This is a genomic window from Curtobacterium sp. 24E2, from assembly GCF_016925595.1.
Taxonomy (GTDB): Bacteria; Actinomycetota; Actinomycetes; order Actinomycetales; family Microbacteriaceae; genus Curtobacterium.
Window position 1 is genome coordinate 2,674,732 of sequence record NZ_CP068987.1, and the last position, 18,206, is coordinate 2,692,937.

Consider the following 18,206-nt stretch of genomic DNA (forward strand, 5'->3'; position numbering starts at 1 on the left):
GCTCCGAACGGACATGAGTCGGGCCGTGGCGGGCGAGGAGTCGAGACCCCCGTGGTGCACCGCCGTGGCGATTGATTGTGTGACGCGGATTGCGCCGCACAAGTCTAACCGCACCGGCGGAGCCCCCACAACCGGGCGTGTCGCCCGCGCGTCAGCCGAGCAGCGCGCTCCGCAGCGTGTCGAGACCGATGCTGCCGAGGGCGAGCGCACGACGGTGGAACGACTTCAGGTCGAAGTCGGCGCCTTCGCGGGCAGCGACCTCGTCGCGGATCGACTCCCACACGCGCTGGCCCACCTTGTACGACGGCGCCTGTCCGGGCCACCCGAAGTACCGCGCGACCTCGAACTGCACGAACGCGTCGTCCATGTTCACGTTCTCGCGCATGAAGTCGAGGGCGTACTCCCACGTCCAGCCGCCGCCGTCCGGGTTGGTCTTCTGCAGGTGCACGCCGATGTCGAGCACCACGCGGGCGGCACGCATGCGCTGGCCGTCGAGCATGCCCAGCCGGTCGCCGTCGTCGTCGAGGAACCCGAGCTGCTCCATCAGGCGCTCGGCGTAGAGCGCCCAGCCCTCGACGTGTCCGGACGAGCCGGACAGCTGGCGGCGCCACGTGTTGAGCTCACCGCGGTTGTAGACGCCCTGGCTGATCTGCAGGTGGTGACCGGGGACGCCCTCGTGGTAGACGGTCGTCTTCTCGCGCCAGGTGCCGAACTCGGTCACGCCCTCGGGCACCGACCACCACATCCGGCCAGCGCGCGAGAAGTCGTCGGACGGCCCGCTGTAGTAGATGCCGCCCTCCTGCGTCGGGGCGATGCGGCACTCCAGCCGGCGGATCGGGTCCGGGATGTCGAAGTACGTGCCGGCCATCGCCGCGACGGAGGCGTCGCTCGTCTCCTGCATCCAGCGCTGCAGGGCGTCCGTGCCGTGCAGGATCCGCGACGGGTCGGTGTCCAGCACCTCGATCGCCCGGGCGACGCTCGCACCCGGCTCGATCCGGTCCGCGATCCGCTCCTGCTCGTCACGCATGCGGGCGAGTTCCTCGAGACCCCACTCGTACGTCTCGTCGAGGTCGACGACGGCGCCGAGGAACCGGCGGGAGTGCAGTTCGTAGGCCTCGCGCCCGACGGCGTCGACCGGGGTGGCGAGCGGCAGCAGCTCGTGCTCGAGGAACTGCCCGAGGCTCCGGTACGCGGCCGACGCGACCTCGGCCCCGCGGGTCAGCTCGGCACGGAGCGAGTCCGACATGGGAGAGCCGTCGTCGAACGCCGCACCCTCGGCGAGCCGGCGGAAGAAGCCGTCCTCGGCACCGTTGCGGGCGGCCTGCTCCGCGACCAGGGCGACCTGCCGCTTCGCCGGGGTGACGTCCTCGCGCGTGCCCTCGAGCAGGGTCTCGCGGATGCCCTCGAGCGCGTCCGGCAGCGCATGCAGTCGGCTGGCGACGTCGTGCCAGTCCGACTCGGTCGCCGTCGGCATCAGGTCGATGATCTCGCGGACGGACTGGGCCGGGCTCGCGATCACGTTGAGGTCACGGAGGTGCAGCTTCCGCGCGTACGACTCCTGCACCAGGTCGAGTTCGGCGCCCAGGTCCGCCTTCGTGACCTCGTCGACGGGGTCCGCCGCCGCAGCGGCGTCGAGCGCGTGCTTCGTGGCCCGCGCCGCGTCGGCCAGGGCGGCCGCGCCGGCGGGCGAGGTGTCGCCGTACTCCCCGTGCGACCCGGCACACCGATGTACGTGGCCGTCGTCGGGTCGAGGTCGACGAGGGTGGCGACCCATCCCTCGGCCACGTGGTCGACGGCGGTCTGCTGGCGGACGGGGCGCTCTTCGCTCATGCTCCGACCCTACCCACGTCGGCAGGCGCCGTCGGCCGGGCCCGCATCGGACGGGAGGCCCGGTGCCAGCTGGCACCGGGCCTCCCGTCCGTCCTGTGGTCGCGTCGCGACCCGCGGTCAGTGCGCCGCGCTCTCCCAGTTCGCACCGAGACCGACCGAGACGTCGAGCGGCACGGTGAGTTCGGCGGCGTTGCCCATCCGGGTGCGCAGGATCTCCTCGACGCGGTCCTGCTCGCCGGGCGCGACCTCGAGGATGAGCTCGTCGTGCACCTGGAGCAGCAGGTGCGACTCGAGTCCGCCGTCGCGCAGGTCCTGGTCGACGCCGAGCATCGCGATCTTCATGATGTCGGCCGCCGACCCCTGGATCGGCGCGTTCAGCGCAGCGCGCTCGGCGTTCTCGCGCAGCACGCGGTTCGGGCTCTTCAGGTCCGGGAACGGCCGGCGACGACCGAAGATCGTCTCGGTGTAGCCGTCCTCGCGCGCCTGCTCGACGACGTTGCGCAGGTAGTCGCGCACGGCGCCGAACCGGGCGAAGTACTCGGTCATGAGCGTCCGGGCCTCGGACTGCTCGATGCGGAGCTGCTTCGACAGCCCGAACGCGCTCAGCCCGTAGGCAAGGCCGTACGACATCGCCTTGACCTTGGTGCGCATCTCGGCGGAGACCTCGGCCGGCTCGACGCCGAACACCCGGGCGCCGACGAAGCGGTGCAGGTCCTCGCCCTCGTTGAAGGCCTGGATGAGACCGGGGTCGCCGGACAGGTGCGCCATGATGCGCATCTCGATCTGCGAGTAGTCGGCCGTGATGAGCGTCGTGTACGGCTCGGCGACGGCGAACGCCGACCGGACCCGGCGCCCGACCGCGGTCTTCACCGGGATGTTCTGCAGGTTCGGGTCGGTCGACGAGATGCGGCCGGTGCTGCTGCCCGTCTGCTCGTACCGGGTGTGGATGCGCCCGTCGACGATCGCCGCGTCGAGCGTGTCGACGATCTGGCGGAGCTTCGTGGCGTCGCGGTGCTGCAGCAGCAGGCCGAGGAACGGGTGCGGGTGCTGCTCCTGCAGGTCGGCCAGGCTCGCGGCGTCGGTCGAGAACCCGGTCTTCGTCTTGCGGGTCTTCGGCATCGCGAGCTCGGTGAACAGCACTTCCTGCAGCTGCTTCGGGGACCCGAGGTTCACCTCGTGCCCGATCTCGGCGAACGCCTGCTGTGCCAGGTCGGCGGCTCGCTCCCCCAGTTCCTTCGACAGCCCCGTGAGCACCGGGCGGTCGATGCCGACACCGATCGTCTCCATGCTCGCGAGCACCGACACCAGCGGGAGCTCGATGTCGTCGAGGACCTTGAGCGACGACTCGTCGATCCGGGCACGGAGCGCCGTGGTGACCCGCAGGACGAACCACGCGTGCACGCCGACGTTGACCGGGTCGGTCTCCGGCACGAGCTGGTTCGGGTCGGCGGTGGGGAGCTCTTCGCCGAGCTCCTGGTAGACGAGATCGGCCAGCGGCTGCCCCTGCTTGCCGGGCTGGGCGAGCCACCCCGTGATGCGCGCGTCGCCGGCGATGCCGTTCACGACGAAGCCAGCGGTCGCGAGCACCTTGATCGCGGTCTTGGCGTCGTGGAAGTGCTTCGGGGCGTCGGAGGCGAACCACGCCGCCAGCTGCTCGTAGTCCTTCGCGCCGCTGCCACCGGGCACCTGGACGGCGTCGTCGTGCGTGGCGATGCCGATGGTGCTGAGTCGGCCGTCGATGACCTCGACCGCGACGCCGTAGCCGTTCGCCGCCTCGGACGCGTTGCGGCGCTCGAGCCAGTACCCGAGTTCTTCGTCGATCAGCGTCTTCACCGACGGCGGGGTCGCGGCGCCGTCCGTCACCCCACCCTCGGCTGGCTGCTCGGACGGTTCGCCGGAGCCGGCGACCTTGAAGACGCGGTCGAGCAGTGTGCGGAACTGCAGCTTGGCGAACAGCTCGCGCACTGCGGTCTCGTCGAGGGGACGGAGCGCGACGTCGGCCGGACCGACGGGCAGCTCGACGTCGGTGACCAGGCGGTTGAGTCTGCGGTTCCGGACCGCACGGTCCTGCTGCTCGCGCAGGTTGTTGCCGACGACGCCCTTGATCTCGTCGGCGTGCTCGAGGACCCCCTCGAGCGAGCCGTACTGCGTGACCCACTTCACCGCGGTCTTCTCGCCGACCTTGTCGATGCCGATCAGGTTGTCGCTGGTCTCGCCGACGAGCGCGGCGATGTCCGGGTACTGGTGCGGCTCGATGCCGTAGCGCTCGTACACCTTGTCGCGGTCGTACCGGGTGAGCTCGGAGACGCCACGGACCGACGGGTAGAGCAGCGTCACGTCGTCGTTGACGAGCTGGATCGCGTCGCGGTCGCCGGAGACGACGTACACCTGGTAGCCCTGCGCAGCACCCTGGGACGACAGGGTCGCGAGGATGTCGTCGGCCTCGTAGTCCTCCTTCGTCACGGTGGTGATGCCCATCGCCTCGAGCGCCTGCTGCAGCAGCGGGATCTGCCCCTTGAACTCGGCCGGGGTCTCGGAGCGGGTGCCCTTGTACGCCTCGTACTCACGGGTGCGGAACGAGAACCGGGAGATGTCGAACGCCACCGCCAGGTGCGTCGGCTTCTCGCGCTGCAGGAGCATGAGCAGCATCGAGATGAAGCCGTGGATGGCGTTCGTGTGCTGCCCGTCGCGGTTCACGAAACTGTCGACCGGCAGCGCGTAGAAGGCCCGGAAGGCGAGCGAGTGGCCGTCGATGACCATGAGGGTAGGCTTTGCGGAGTCCGACACCCGGACAGCCTACCGACGCCATCCGACACGGGAGTTCGAGCGCGTGACCGACGAAGCCACCATCACCGGGAACGTCGACGAGCGCCTCGCGGCCCGCGGGATGGGCGAGCTGGCCACCAAGATGGGCATGGTCATCACCGAGATGTCGGCCGACCGCGCCGTCGGCAGCATCCCGGTCGAGGGCAACCGCCAGCCCGTCGGCCTGCTGCACGGGGGCGCATACGTCGTCCTGGCCGAGAGCCTCGGTTCGATGGCCGCCAACGTGCACGCCGGCGAGGGCCGCTACGCCGTCGGCATCGAGCTCAACGCATCGCACACCCGGAGCGCCACGTCCGGCACCGTCACCGGTGTCTGCACCGCGATCCACCTCGGCAACACGCTCACCACGCACGAGATCGTGCTCACCGACGACCAGGGGCGCCGATGCTCCACCGTCCGCATCACCAACCTCATCCGCGAGGCACGCTGACCCCCTCGCACCGACGCAGGGAGTCCGTCATGGACTGGAAGATCGAACTCGTCATGGTCCCCGTCAGCGACGTCGACCGGGCCCGCGAGTTCTACGAACGCATCGGCTTCACGATCGACCGCGATCAGCGTGTGTCCGACGACGTGCGGTTCGTGCAGGCCACCCCACCCGGATCCGCGTGCTCGATCGCGTTCGGCGAGGGCGTCGTGTCCCCCGACGTCCAGCCCGGGTCGCTGAAGTCCGTCCAGGTCGTGGTCCCCGACGCCGACGAGGCCCTCGCCCACCTGCAGGGGCTCGGCGTGGACGCGATCGGTGTCGACGAAATGGCCTGGGGTCGCTTCGTCTTCTTCACCGACCCGGACGGCAACGCCTGGACACTGCAACAGCTCCCCGCGCGCGGCTGAGGCGCCGAGCGCTCAGTCCTCGGGCGGACGCTGCAGTAGCAGCCGTGCGTCGCCGAAGCCGAGCCGCCGGTAGAGCCGCTCCCCGTCCACGCTCGAGTGCACCGAGGCCCGCTCGACGCCGAGGTCGTCCGCGATGTCGAGCAGTGCGGTGACGAGTCGTCCGGCGACGCCGAGCCCGCGCAGTTCGGGGTGCACGTAGACGGTCTGCACGTCGGCGGTCAGGCGTCGGCCCGGCCGGTCCGGGGTCGGCGGCCGGGCGACGAGTCCGAGCCACGCCATCCCGAGCACCGCACCGTCGCGCTCCGCGACCACGCAGCGGTGCGTGTCCGGGTGCTCGAGGGCGAAGGCCGTCATCACCGCGCGGTAGTCGTCCGGCGACGCGGCCGGCTCGGCGCCGCCCTCGCCGACGCTCCACCGCCACCGCAGGTCGGCCACCGCCGGCATGTCGTCAGGCCGGGAGGCCCGGATCACCACGTCGTCCACGGCTCCAGCCTGCCAGGTGGTCGCCACCACCGCCCCGACCGCCGTCCCCACGAGCGCATGCGTCCGCACACTTCGACAGAGCACGCGTCGATCAACCGGTGGCTTGTCGCAACATGCACACGCAGAGGATGCGTCTGCACACTGCGACAGGACACGCGTCGATCGACCGGTGCCGTGTCGCAACATGCACACGCACCGAGTGCCCCACGCGCCCGGGAACGCAGCAGCGCCGCCGGACCGGGGTCCGACGGCGCTGGTGTGAGCGACGAGTGGTGCTACTTCTTGGCGCTGAGCTGCTCGATGATCGCCTTGGCGACGTCGTGCATGGTCAGGCGGCGGTCCATCGAGGCCTTCTGGATCCAGCGGAACGCCTCGGGCTCGGTGAGGCCCATCTTCTCGTTGAGCAGGCCCTTGGCGCGGTCGACGAGCTTGCGGGTCTCGAAGCGCTCGACCAGGTCGGCGACCTCGGCCTCGAGCGTGATGATCTGCTGGTGCCGCGAGAGGGCGATCTCGATCGCGGGGAGCAGGTCGTTCGGGGTGAACGGCTTGACCACGTAGGCCAGCGCGCCGGCCTCGGTGGCACGCTCGACGAGGTCCTTCTGGCTGAACGCCGTGAGGAGGACCACCGGAGCGATGTGGTTCTTGGACAGCTTCTCGGCTGCGGAGATGCCGTCGAGCTGGGGCATCTTGACGTCCATCACGACGAGGTCGGGACGGAGGTCGGTGGCGAGCTGCACGGCGGTCTCGCCGTCGCCGGCCTCGCCGACCACGTCGAACCCGTTGTCGCGGAGGATCTCGACGATGTCGAGGCGGATGAGCGACTCGTCCTCGGCGACGACGACGCGACGGGGTGCTGTTGCAGTTGCTTCTGTGTCACTCACAGCCGCAAGCCTACTAGACGTCAGAAGAGCTTCATGTCAGCACACGGCTCAGGCTGCCAGAAAGCGTTGTACGAGTGGCGGGACGCGGTACCGGAACAGCCCCGCACGCCGTGAGCCTGTCTTGTACGAGTGGCGGGACTTGAACCCGCACGCCGTGAGCCTGCCTTGTACGAGTGGCGGGACTTGAACCCGCACGCCGTGAGGCAGAGCATTTTGAGTGCCCCGTGTCTGCCGATTCCACCACACTCGCGAGGCCTCCAGGCTAGCAGGACCCCCGCCCCTCGACCGCCGCCGGCAGCCGCAGCTCGAACACCGCACCGCCGAGCGCGCCGACCTCGTGGCCTTCGCCGTCGTCGGCGTGCTGCAGGGACCCGCCGTGCGCCTCGGCGATGCCCCGTGCGATCGGCAGGCCCAGTCCGGCCCCGCCGGAACGGGCGTCGCGAGCGGCCTCGAGCCGGACGAGTCGGTCGAACACCCGCGCGCGGTCCTGGGCTGGGATGCCCGGACCGTCGTCCGCCACCCGGAGCACGGGGCCCGCTCCCGGGTCGTCGAGGGAGACGACGATCCGGCCCGCGGGTCCGGCAGCGCGGGCGGCGTTGTCGACGAGGTTGCCGACGACCTGGGCGAGCCGCTCGGCGTCGACGTCGGCGCGCACGGGTCGCTCGGGCACCACGACCTCGAGCGCGACGGACGGCAGCCGCAGCCGCAGCCGGTCGCCCTCCGCGACGAGGAAGGCGCCGAGGTCCACCGGTCGTCGGTCGAGTTCGATCCCGCGGTCGAGCCGGGCCATCGTGAGCATGTCCTCGATGAGCCACGCGGCTCGGTCGGCCTGGCGGACGACGTGCACGGCGAGCACCTCACGAGTGGCGACGTCGCCGCCACCGTCGCGCACGAGGGTGTCGGCCGCTGCCCGGACCCCGGCCACCGGCGTCCGCAGCTCGTGCGCTGCGTCGGAGAGGAACGAGCGGACCCGTGCCTCCGCGGCGACGGCCTCGCGCTCCGCGCCCTCGACGGCATCGAGCATCTCGTCCAGGGCGACGGCGACGCGGCCGATCTCGGTGTCCTGCCGCGAGGGCCGGAGTCGCCGTCCGCGGTCACCGCCCGCGATCGACCGCGCGGTCGTCGCCATCTCGTCGAGCGGCCGCAGGGATCGCCGGACGACGAGCACCACCCCGAGGACGGCGACACCGAGGAACGCCGCGGAGGCACCGCCCATCACCCAGCCGAGCTGCACCAGGGTGTCCTGCACGTCGCGGGTCCCGGCGGTCAGGGTGATGCGCGTGCCGTCGTCGAGTCGGCTCACGAGGGTGAGCACCCCGTCGTCCTCGCGCGCGGACGACGACGTGACCGTGGCGCCGTCCTCGGTGGTCGTGGGCGTCGCCGCGGCCGTGGGCGTCGTCCCGCCGACGAGCCCGCTGCCGCGCGGCACCGTCGCCGGCAGCCCGCCCGGTTCCGGTGGCCCCGTCCGGAGCTGGTCCGGTGTCGGACCGGCCTCGACGGCCCCGCCGTCCGGCTGGACGATGCGCACCGACAGGCCCTGCGCGGAGAGCCGGTCGGCGAGGTCCTCGGCGTCGACGGTCCCGACGAGTGCGGCGGCGGCCGACGCCCGGTCGCGGAGCCGGTCCTCGGCCTGGGCGCGTAATCGGATGCCGAGCAGCACCTCGACGGCGACCGCCAGCCCGGCGAGCAGCACGGCGAGCAGGACCACGATCGCGACGACGGTGCGGAGCCGCAACGAGGTCGTGCGGAGCGGGCCGCTGTCGGCCGTCACGCTGCAGTCCGCTCGTCGCTCAGCCGGTACCCGATGCCGCGGACGGTGTGCACGAGCCGCGGCCCGTGTGCCTCCATCTTCCGTCGGAGGGCGCTGAGGTGGACCTCGACGACGTTCGCCGCGACGTCGTCGTAGCCCCACACCTGCGTCGTGATCTGCCCCTTCGACACGGTGCGGCCCCGGCTCTCGGCGAGGAACCGCAGCAGGCGGAACTCGGTCGCGGTGAGGTCGAGCAGGACCCCGGCACGCCGAGCGGTGGCGGCTTCCGGGTCGAGGACGAGGTCGCCGACCTCGACGACCGACGGGATCCGCCCCCGCCGCCGGAGCACCGCCGTCACGCGCGCCACCAGCTCGGCCATCGCGAACGGCTTCACCACGTAGTCGTCGGCGCCCTCGGCGAACCCGCGCAACCGCTCGTCGAGCTCGTCCCGCGCGGTCATCATCACGACGGCGGCGTCCGAGGTGGAGCGCACCCGGCCGGCGAGCACGATGCCGCTCGGCCCGGGCAGCATCCAGTCCAGCAGGACGAGGTCGGGCGCGGCGCGGCGGAGGTCCTCGACGAGGTCGCGTCCGTCGGACGCCTCGGCGACGGTGAAGCCCTCGGCACGCAGGGTCGTCGCGACGGAGGTCCGGATGGAGTCGTCGTCGTCGACGACCAGGATTCGAGCGGGAACAGGCACGGCGGACACGGTAGGGCGCTCCGGCGGCCACCGAGCATGGAGGACGCTGGAGAACCCCTGTGCTTCAGGCATGCTTCAGATTCGGACTCGAGCGTCGTCTCCAGCGGCGGATCACCCGGATCCGCCCGGACACGGAACGGATTCCCCATGCTCGACGAACGAGACGACTCGACCACCACGGCCACCCCGCGACGCGGTGCCCTCCTGCGACGGGTCGGCATCGGCACGGCCGCGGCCGCGGTCCTGGTGCTCGGGTTCGGCATCGCCACGGCGGACGCCGCGACGACCACCCCGGCGCCGAGCACGCCGACGGGCGCGCCGAGCGGAGCACCGACCGGCGCAACCACACCGGCCCCTGTTCCGTCGGACGGCGACACCGCGACGGTGCCCGCACCGCCCGAGGGTGGCCCCGCGACGGCGCCCGGCTGCACGGCGCTGCCGAAGGCCGGCGGTCCCGCGACGATCCCCGCGCCGCCGAAGGGCGACGAGGGAAGGCACCCACCCCGCCGAAGGACGGCACGAAGCCCACCGCACCCACCCCGCCGAAGGACGGTGCGGGGGCACGGGCACGACGTCCACCCCGCCGGTGCCCGACGCGACCACCACGCCGGCGCCGACCTCCGGTTCCTGATCACCAGGCCGGGAGGCGCGCGCCGTCGGCGGTCCCGACCGCGCGGGGCGTGCCTCCAGGCCGGGTCGTCCCGACCGACTCAGGGACCCTCGAGCGCCTCGATCGCCGCCACGAGACCAGCCCGTCGCGGCGACCGCCGCGGCAGGACCGCGAGCAGCGCGCGGAGCACGCGCGCGTCCGCCGCCCCGTCCGGCGTCCGCGCCCACGCAAGCAGCGCCTCGACGCTGCCGTCGGCGACGACCGACTCGCGGAACCGACCGCGCACCAGGTCGCGCACGGCGTCCACCCCGGCGCAGCCGACCCCGGCAGGACGGGTCCGGTGTAGCGGTCGACGGCCTGGAGGCGCGCCCCGCGGTCGAGCGCGGACAGCACGGTGTCGACGTCGGTCGCCATCCCGGTCACCCGGTACGGTCGCGACGTCACGGTCACGCCCGACGCGTGCTCCGCGAGGACCCGTCGGAGCCGCACCACCTCGGCGCGCAGCGTCACGACGGCGCCGGCGTCGTCGTACACGGCGTGCGCGAGGTCGGCGGCCGCCAACCCGTCGGGGTGGGCGGCGAGGACGACCAGGAGCTCGGAGTGGCGCGCGGACAGGTGGACCCGGCGGTCGTGGACGCGCAGGACGGCGGTGTCGGTGCCGAGGATCGACAGCTCTGCGACGAGCGCGCGCGGCGTCGACGCGGCGGACCCCGGCACCCGGCTCGCGGCCAGGGCGAGCTGCGCTTCGGCAGCGGCGACCGTGGCCGCGAGCAGTGAGAGGGTGTGCCGTTCGACGGCCCGGTCGTCACCCGTCAGGTCGAGCACACCGACGGTGGTCCCGTGGGCATCGTGCACGGGCACGGCGGTGCACGACCACGGCTTGACGGCGTTGGCGTAGTGCTCGTCCGAGCGGATCTGCACCGGCCGGTCGAGCCGCAGGGCGGTACCGGGCGCGCTCGTGCCGACGCGGTCCTCGGCCCAGTCGGCCCCGGGGACGAAGCCCATGTCCTCGGCAGCACGTCGGGCCGTCCGCGCGCCGTCGACCCACACCAACCGACCGGAGGCGTCGCCGACGGCCAGGACGCATCCGGCGGACCGGGTGTCGTCGAGCAGCAGGTGCCGGACGACGGGCAGCAGGGTGGCGAGGGGGCCGTCCCGGCGAGCGGCGTCGAGCTCGTCGTCTCCGAGCGCCAGCGCGGGGAGCCCGTCCGGGTCGACCGCCGCAGACCGCCGCCAGGACGCGGCGACGAGCGGGCGGAGCCGGTCGGGTGCGCGCATGCGTCCTCCGATCGACCCCACCCGCCGCACCGTCGCGACGAGTACGGCCAGCCTACGTCCGGTGCGCGACCGGGACCAGGCCGAGATCGGCCAGCTCGGCGTCGTCGAACATCCGCGACCGGGTCAGGAACCGCTTGCCCTCGGGGCTCTCGACCGAGAACCCGCCACCGCGACCGTTGACGACGTCGATCGTGAGGTGCGTGTACTTCCAGTACTCGAACTGCGACACCGACATGTACACCTCGACGGGGTCGATGCCGTCGACCTCGAGTGCCCCGAGCAGGACGTCGCCGGAGCCGGTCCGGAACATGCCGACGGGGTAGCACATCGGGCTCGAGCCGTCGCAGCAGCCGCCCGACTGGTGGAACATCAGCGGGCCGTGCCGGGCGGCGAGGGTGCGCAGCAGCTCCCCTGCCGCCGGCGTGACCGCCACGCGTGCGGTGTCGGGCATCAGAAGAAGCCCATCGGACCGTCGGCGTAGGACACGAGCAGGTTCTTCGTCTGCTGGTAGTGGTCGAGCATCATCTTGTGGTTCTCGCGCCCGATGCCGGACTGCTTGTACCCACCGAACGCCGCACCGGCCGGGTACTGGTGGTACGTGTTCGACCACACGCGTCCGGCCTGGATGTCACGGCCGGCGCGGTACAGCGTCGTGGCCTCGCGACTCCACACACCGGCACCGAGTCCGTAGAGGGTGTCGTTGGCCGTGGCGATCGCGTCGTCGTAGCCGCTGAAGGACGTCAGCGCGAGGACGGGACCGAAGATCTCCTCCTGGAAGATCCGCATCGAGTTGACGCCCTCGAACACCGTCGGCGTGACGTAGTACCCGCCGGAGAGCTCCCCGCCGAGGTCCGCGCGCTCCCCGCCGGTGAGCAGCTTCGCGCCCTCCTGCTTGCCGATGTCGATGTAGCTCAGGATCTTCTCGAGCTGGTCGTTCGACGCCTGGGCGCCGATCATCGTGGACAGGTCGAGCGGGTGGCCCTGCTTGACGGCACGCACCCGGTCGAGGCCGTCGGCGACGAACCCGTCGTAGATCTCCTTCGCCACGAGCGCCCGGGACGGACACGTGCACACCTCGCCCTGGTTGAGGTTGAAGAAGGTGAAGCCCTCGAGCGCCTTGTCGTAGAACGAGTCCTTCTCTGCGGCGACGTCGGGGAAGAACACGTTCGGGCTCTTGCCGCCGAGCTCGAGCGTCACCGGGATGAGGCTCTGCGAGGCGTACTGCATGATCAGCCGACCGGTGGTGGTCTCGCCGGTGAACGCGATCTTCCGGATGTCCGGGTGCTGCGCAAGGGTGCGCCGACCTCGATGCCGAAGCCGTTGACGACGTTGAGCACGCCGGCGGGCAGGAGGTCGCGAATGAGCTCGACGAGCACGTGGATGGACGCCGGGGTCTGCTCGGCGGGCTTCAGCACGACGCAGTTTCCCGCGGCCAGGGCCGGCGCCAGCTTCCACACGGCCATCAGGATCGGGAAGTTCCAGGGGATGATCTGTCCGACCACGCCGAGCGGTTCGTGGAAGTGGTACGCCACGGTGTCGTGGTCGATCTCGCCGGCCGAGCCCTCCTGCGCGCGGATCGCTCCGGCGAAGTAGCGGAAGTGGTCGATCGCGAGCGGGATGTCGGCGCCGAGGGTCTCGCGGATCGGCTTGCCGTTCTCCCACGTCTCGGCGACCGCGAGCATCTCGAGGTGCTCCTCCATGCGGTCGGCGATCCTGTTGAGGATGACCGCGCGCTCGGCGGCGCTCGTCCGCCCCCACGTCGGGAACGCCTTCCAGCCCGCCGCCACCGCACGGTCGACGTCGGTGGAGTCACCGCGTGCGACCTCGGTGAAGACCTTGCCGGTGACTGGGGTGGGGTTCTCGAAGTACTGCCCGCTCGCCGACGGGACGTACTCGCCGCCGATGAAGTGGTCGTACCGCGATCGGTACTGCACGAGGGAGCCCGGTTCGCCGGGTGCGGCGTAGCTGGTGGGCGATGGTGCGATGGTCATGGTGGTGGCCTTTCGACGACGCTGTCGGGGCACGCACGGTTCGCGTGCTGCTCGCACCGTACGACCGCGGGGGTTGCATCCGGTTGCACGGGCTCACGCCCGCTCGGGTCCGAGGACCGCACGGACTCGCCGTCGGCCGGGTAGCGTTCGGGACTCCAGCGGGTCCGATCAGGAGGAGTGTCCGTGGATTCTCGTGCCGTCCGCACGTTCCGGGTGTTCGTCGTCGTCACGGCGGTCGTCGCGATCGCCCTGGGGATCGTCGCCATCGTGTGGCCCCGGCCGTCGCTCGTCCTCGTGGCGCTGCTGTTCGGCGTGTACCTCGTCGTCGCCGGCGCCCTGCGGGTCGTGGCTGCGGCGCGCGGGCACGGGACGCCGACGGTGTGGCGGTGGACCTCCGGGATCGTCGGCGGGCTCGTCGTGGTCGCCGGACTCGTCGCGCTGCTCGACCCGGCAATCCCCCTGGTCGTCTACGCCGTGCTCGCCGGGGTCGGCTTCGTGATCGAGGGCATCGTGTCGATCGTCGGCGGCTTCGTCGGCCACCCCGGGTCGTCCCGGGTGCCGACCCTGGTGAGCGGCGTCCTGTCGATCCTCGGCGGCGTCGTCGTGCTCGTCGCACCCGGCCTCGCGCTCACGGTGTTCATGGTCTTCGCCGGCATCGCCCTCATCGTCGTCGGCGCCGCGGCCCTGCTGCTCCTGCCGCCACGAGCCGCCGTCCGACGGTAGGCGTCAGGCGGCCCCGGTGCCGAACAGCAGCCCGAGCGCGTAGGTCACGACCGCTGCGCCGAAGCCGATCGCCAGCTGCCGGAACGCCCGCTTGCCCGGCGACGCCCCGCTCAGCACGCCGACGACCGCACCGGTGCCGAGCAGGGCGAGGCCGACGAGCGTGCCGGCGACCGCGATCGCTGGCCACCCCTGCATACCGAACAGGAACGGCACGACGGGGATGATCGCGCCCGACGCGAAGAACAGGAAGCTCGACACCGCGGCACTCAGGCCGTTTCCCACCGCCTCGTGGTCGTCGGTGACGGTGACGGGACCGGTCGACGGGTGTCGCTCACCGATGCCCGACAGCACCTGCGCCGCGTGCTCGGTCGCCTCGGCCTCGGACATCCCGCGGGCGCGGTACACCAGGGCCAGCTCGTTCGCGTCGACGTCGAGGTCCGCCACCGCGCGTCCGGCCTCGGGGTGCGGTGCGGAGGCCTCGAGCAGTTCGCGCTGCGACCGGACCGACACGTACTCCCCGCGCCCATCGACAGGGCGCCGGCGAGCAGGCCCGCGATGCCGCTCAGCAGCACGAAGTGCCGGTCGGCACCCGACGCGCTGATGCCGATGATGAGGGCCAGGTTCGACACGAGTCCGTCGTTGGCGCCGAAGACCGCCGCGCGGAACGTGCCGGACAAGCGCATCCGACCACGGTTCGCGAGCCCGCGCACCACCTCGCCGTGGATGCGCTCGTCGGCCGCCATGCTCGCCGTCGCATCGTCGTCGTCGGCGTACGGCGAGCGGTCCTCGGCCCGCTGCATCAACGCGAGGACGAACACCGACCCGAAGCGCTTCGCCAGCGTCGCGAGGACCCGCGTGCGCAGGCTGCCCCGCTGCGGACGCCCGACGGCGTCACCGAGCAGGTCGAGCCAGTGCTGCTCGTGCCGCCCCTCGGCCTCGGCCAGCGCGGCCAGGATCTCGCGTTCCTCACCGGACCGCCGAGCGGCCAGGTTGCGGTACACCGCGCCCTCGGCGCGTTCGTCGGCCAGGTAACGGCGCCAGCGGCGGACGTCGGCGCGCGGCGCCGGGTGTTCGGTCTGGAGGCTCACAGCAGCCATCCTGCCGCCTGCGGCCGGCCGGTGGTCGCCACCAGGGCCGTGGAGACACGGCAGGGCACGGACCGGAGGCGACGCGTGTTCGTGCGCCGTGCCTCCCGTCCGCGCCCTGTCGGCGTCGGGATCCTGCGGATCAGTCCCGCACGTACGCCGGAGCGGCCTCGGCGTGGGCATCGCCCACCCGGTGCACGCGCAGGTCGTTCGTCGAGCCCTCGATCCCGGGAGGCGAGCCTGCCGTCACGATGACGCGGTCGCCGGGGGCGGCCAGACCGTTCTCGAGCAGGACGTCGTCCACCTGCGAGAAGAGCTCGTCGGTGTGGGTCTTGCGCTCGACCAGGAACGAGCGGACGCCCCAGGTGAGCGCCATGCGGCGACGCGTGGCCTCGTTCGGGGTGAAGGCGATGATCGGCAGGCCGTGGCGCAGCCGCGACATGCGGCGCGCCGAGTCGCCGGACTCGGTGAACACGCAGAGGTACGACGCCTCGGTGAACTCCGCGATCTCGACCGCGGCGAGCGTGATCGCACCGCCGAGGGTGCGCGGCTTGGTGCCGAGCGGCGCGATGCGCTCGAGGCCGTGGTCCTCGGTCGACTCGACGATGCGGGCCATCGTGCGGACGGTCTGCACCGGGTACTCGCCGACGCTGGTCTCGCCCGAGAGCATGACCGCATCCGCACCGTCGAGGACGGCGTTCGCGACGTCGGAGGTCTCGGCGCGGGTCGGGATCGGTGACGAGATCATCGACTCGAGCATCTGCGTCGCGACGATGACCGGCTTCGCCATGCGGCGGGACAGCTCGACGGCGCGCTTCTGCACGATCGGGACGGCCTCGAGCGGCAGCTCGACGCCCAGGTCACCACGGGCGACCATGATGCTGTCGAACGCGTCGATGATCTCCTCGAGCGCGTCGACGGCCTGCGGCTTCTCGACCTTGGCGATGACGGGCAGGCGCTTGCCCTCCTCGTCCATGATCTCGTGGGCGCGGTCGACGTCGGCGGCGTTGCGCACGAACGACAGCGCGATGAGGTCGGCGCCCTGACGGATCGCCCAGCGGAGGTCCGCCTCGTCCTTCTCGCTCAGCGCGGGGACGTTGACGGCGACGCCGGGCAGGTTGATGCCCTTGTTGTTCGACACCGTGCCGCCGACGACGACCTCGGTGCGCACGCGGACGCCGTCGGTGTCGAGCACGCGCAGGCGGACCCGACCGTCGTCGATGAGCAGCGGGTCGCCGGGCTTGACGTCCTGGGGCAGGCCCTTGAACGTCGTGCCGCAGATCTCCTTGGAGCCGGGGACGTCCTCGGTCGTGATCGTGAAGACGTCGCCGACCGCCAGGTCGTGCGGGCCGTCGGCGAACTTGGCCAGACGGATCTTCGGACCCTGCAGGTCGACGAGGATCGCGACCGGCTTGCCGAGCTCCTCGGCAGCGCGACGGACGTTCACGTAGTTGGCCTCGTGGACGCTGTAGTCACCGTGGCTGAGGTTGAGTCGGGCGACGTCGACGCCCGCTTCGATGATCTCCTTGACGGTCTCGTAGTCCGACGTTGCCGGTCCGAGCGTCGAAACGATCTTTGCGCGTCTCAATGGATTCCTTCGTGGTGGTGGGTGATGCTCTGGTTTCCGCGCTGTGGGGCCGCGCGGAACGAAGCGAGGCCACCAGCACCTTATCGAGTGCTGGTGGCCCCTCGCTCACCGGGGGTGAGCATCTGGTGGTGGCTGGTCATGCGGTGATCGGTCGTCTCAGACCGAGATCGCGCGGTCGGTCGCCTTCACCGGCGCCGGCAGGATCGTCGAGCCCTCGAGGTACTCGTCGACCTTCGCCGCCGCGGCACGGCCCTCGGCGATCGCCCAGACGATCAGCGACTGCCCGCGGCCGGCGTCACCGGCGACGAACACGCCCGCCTCGTTCGTCGTGTAGTCGGCGCGGCGGTCGAACGCACCGGACACCGTCGTCGGCAGACCGAGCTGGGGCTCGATCGTGTCGGCTTCGGGACCGGTGAAGCCCATCGCGACGAGGACGAGGTCTGCGGGGATCTCACGCTCGGAGCCGGCCTTCGGCACGCGACGGCCATCGAGGTACTCGGTCTCGGCGACGCGGAGCGCACGGACCTCGCCGGCCTCGTTCGCCAGGAACTCGACGGTCGAGGCGAGGAAGTGCCGCTCGCCGCCCTCTTCGTGGGCGCTCGTGACCTCGAAGACGGTCGGGAACATCGGCCACGGCTGCTCGGACGGACGCTCCAGCGGCGGCTGCTTGCCGATCGCCAGGTTCGTCACGCTCAGGGCGCCCTGCCGGTGCGCGGTGCCGATGCAGTCCGCACCGGTGTCACCGCCGCCGATCACGACGACGTGCTTGCCCTCGGCGGTCAGCTGGTTGTCGACCCGGGTGCCGGCGTTCGCCTTGTTCTGCTGCACCAGGTAGTCCATCGCGAAGTGCACGCCCTCGAGGTCGCGCCCCGGGATCGGCAGGTCGCGCGGCACCGTGGCTCCGGTGGCGACGACGACCGCGTCGTAGCGCGACTTCAGGTCGTCCCAGGTGATGTCGCGGCCGATCTCGACGCCCGCACGGAAGCGGGTGCCCTCGGCCTGCATCTGGGACAGGCGCGCGTCGATCTGGCGCTTCTCCATCTTGAAGTCCGGGATCCCGTAGCGGAGTAGCCCACCGATGCGGTCGTCACGCTCGTAGACGGCCACGGTGTGCCCGGCGCGCGTGAGCTGCTGCGCGGCGGCCAGCCCGGCGGGGCCGGAACCCACGACGGCGACGGTCTTGCCCGTCAGGCGCTCCGGCGGGTGCGGGGTGACCCAGCCGTTCTGGAACGCGTCGTCGATGATCGAGACCTCGACCTGCTTGATCGTCACCGGCGGCTGGTTGATGCCGAGCACGCACGAGGACTCGCACGGAGCGGGGCACAGCCGGCCTGTGAACTCCGGGAAGTTGTTCGTCGCGTGCAGTCGCTCGATCGCCTGGCGGCCCTCGCCGCGCCACGTCAGGTCGTTCCACTCCGGGATCAGGTTGCCGAGGGGGCAGCCCTGGTGGCAGAACGGCACGCCGCAGTCCATGCAGCGGCCGGCCTGGCGCTTGAGGGCGCCGGACTCCTGCTGCTCGTAGACCTCTTTCCAGTCCATGAGCCGGACGGGCACGGGGCGCCGTGCCGGCAGTTCGCGTTCCTGGACCTTGAGGAATCCCTTGGGGTCAGCCACCGGTCACCTCCG

At 71.7% G+C, this 18,206-nt stretch carries 12 protein-coding genes, 1 tRNA gene and 3 pseudogenes; 3 read left to right on the forward strand and 13 right to left on the reverse strand.

All coding sequences use genetic code 11. The features are described from left to right. Nucleotides 1-151 precede the first annotated feature (151 nt). Both JN350_RS13170 and polA read right to left on the reverse strand, forming a co-directional pair. Nucleotides 152-1,830, reverse strand: a pseudogene (locus JN350_RS13170) (DUF885 domain-containing protein). A gap of 117 nt (nt 1,831-1,947) precedes the next feature. Further along, a complete protein-coding gene (polA, locus tag JN350_RS13175; RefSeq protein ID WP_240347325.1) occupies nt 1,948-4,590 on the reverse strand; it encodes a DNA polymerase I in 2,643 nt (880 codons plus the stop codon). Nucleotides 4,591-4,717: 127 nt separating this feature from the next. Here polA and JN350_RS13180 point away from each other — a divergent pair, with 127 nt between their 5' ends. Continuing rightward, nucleotides 4,718-5,086 carry a PaaI family thioesterase gene (locus JN350_RS13180; protein WP_131846571.1) on the forward strand — a complete coding sequence of 123 codons (369 nt, stop codon included), beginning with the start codon at nt 4,718-4,720 and terminating at the stop codon, nt 5,084-5,086. Between the two features lie 29 nt (nt 5,087-5,115). Beyond that, nucleotides 5,116-5,490: a VOC family protein gene (locus tag JN350_RS13185; protein WP_205462479.1), complete on the forward strand. Its 375-nt coding sequence runs from the start codon at nt 5,116-5,118 to the stop codon at nt 5,488-5,490. Between the two features lie 12 nt (nt 5,491-5,502). Here JN350_RS13185 and JN350_RS13190 read toward each other — a convergent pair whose 3' ends face one another. The 8 genes and pseudogenes from JN350_RS13190 to exaC all read right to left on the reverse strand — a co-directional run bounded on the left by JN350_RS13190 (nt 5,503) and on the right by exaC (nt 13,184). After that, nucleotides 5,503-5,973, reverse strand: a complete 471-nt coding sequence (locus JN350_RS13190) for a GNAT family N-acetyltransferase (protein ID WP_205462480.1) — start codon at nt 5,971-5,973, stop codon at nt 5,503-5,505. A 275-nt stretch (nt 5,974-6,248) separates the two neighbouring features. Continuing rightward, a complete protein-coding gene (locus JN350_RS13195; RefSeq protein ID WP_022905562.1) occupies nt 6,249-6,854 on the reverse strand; it encodes an ANTAR domain-containing response regulator in 606 nt (201 codons plus the stop codon). A 168-nt stretch (nt 6,855-7,022) separates the two neighbouring features. Continuing rightward, nucleotides 7,023-7,104 (reverse strand) — tRNA-Leu (locus tag JN350_RS13200). Nucleotides 7,105-7,116: 12 nt separating this feature from the next. Continuing rightward, complete coding sequence (locus JN350_RS13205) at nt 7,117-8,625, reverse strand: HAMP domain-containing sensor histidine kinase (protein ID WP_205462481.1); 1,509 nt, start codon at nt 8,623-8,625, stop codon at nt 7,117-7,119. Then, nucleotides 8,622-9,305 carry a response regulator transcription factor gene (locus JN350_RS13210; RefSeq protein WP_240347326.1) on the reverse strand — a complete coding sequence of 228 codons (684 nt, stop codon included), beginning with the start codon at nt 9,303-9,305 and terminating at the stop codon, nt 8,622-8,624. The genes JN350_RS13205 and JN350_RS13210 overlap by 4 nt, the downstream gene beginning before the upstream one ends. A 631-nt stretch (nt 9,306-9,936) precedes the next feature. Next, on the reverse strand, nt 9,937-11,193 hold the full coding sequence (locus tag JN350_RS13215; RefSeq protein ID WP_205462482.1) for a helix-turn-helix domain-containing protein: 1,257 nt from the start codon (nt 11,191-11,193) through the stop codon (nt 9,937-9,939). A gap of 52 nt (nt 11,194-11,245) precedes the next feature. Beyond that, nucleotides 11,246-11,644, reverse strand: a complete 399-nt coding sequence (locus JN350_RS13220; protein WP_205462483.1) for a DUF779 domain-containing protein — start codon at nt 11,642-11,644, stop codon at nt 11,246-11,248. Continuing rightward, nucleotides 11,644-13,184: pseudogene (exaC, locus tag JN350_RS13225) on the reverse strand (acetaldehyde dehydrogenase ExaC). The gene JN350_RS13220 and the pseudogene exaC overlap by 1 nt, the downstream one beginning before the upstream one ends. A 183-nt stretch (nt 13,185-13,367) precedes the next feature. Between exaC and JN350_RS13230 the strand changes: the two are divergent. After that, nucleotides 13,368-13,907 (forward strand): HdeD family acid-resistance protein, encoded by a 540-nt coding sequence (locus JN350_RS13230; RefSeq protein WP_205462484.1) that lies wholly within the window; start codon nt 13,368-13,370, stop codon nt 13,905-13,907. Between the two features lie 3 nt (nt 13,908-13,910). Here JN350_RS13230 and JN350_RS13235 read toward each other — a convergent pair. The 3 genes and pseudogenes from JN350_RS13235 to JN350_RS13245 form a co-directional block, all read right to left on the reverse strand. Further along, nucleotides 13,911-15,004, reverse strand: a pseudogene (locus JN350_RS13235) (VIT1/CCC1 transporter family protein). 130 nt (nt 15,005-15,134) lie between these two features. Beyond that, nucleotides 15,135-16,580 (reverse strand): pyruvate kinase, encoded by a 1,446-nt coding sequence (gene pyk / locus JN350_RS13240; RefSeq protein WP_111083936.1) that lies wholly within the window; start codon nt 16,578-16,580, stop codon nt 15,135-15,137. A gap of 156 nt (nt 16,581-16,736) precedes the next feature. After that, nucleotides 16,737-18,194: a glutamate synthase subunit beta gene (locus JN350_RS13245; RefSeq protein WP_205462485.1), complete on the reverse strand. Its 1,458-nt coding sequence runs from the start codon at nt 18,192-18,194 to the stop codon at nt 16,737-16,739. Nucleotides 18,195-18,206: the final 12 nt, after the last annotated feature.

Coding starts and splice junctions, on each gene's coding strand:
- JN350_RS13220 (WP_205462483.1), bottom strand. CDS start 11,644: ATGCCCGACACCGCACGCGTGGCGGTCACGCCGGCGGCAGGGGAGCTG.
- JN350_RS13215 (WP_205462482.1), bottom strand. CDS start 11,193: ATGCGCGCACCCGACCGGCTCCGCCCGCTCGTCGCCGCGTCCTGGCGG.
- JN350_RS13185 (WP_205462479.1), top strand. CDS start 5,116: ATGGACTGGAAGATCGAACTCGTCATGGTCCCCGTCAGCGACGTCGAC.
- polA (WP_240347325.1), bottom strand. CDS start 4,590: ATGGTCATCGACGGCCACTCGCTCGCCTTCCGGGCCTTCTACGCGCTG.
- JN350_RS13180 (WP_131846571.1), top strand. CDS start 4,718: ATGGGCGAGCTGGCCACCAAGATGGGCATGGTCATCACCGAGATGTCG.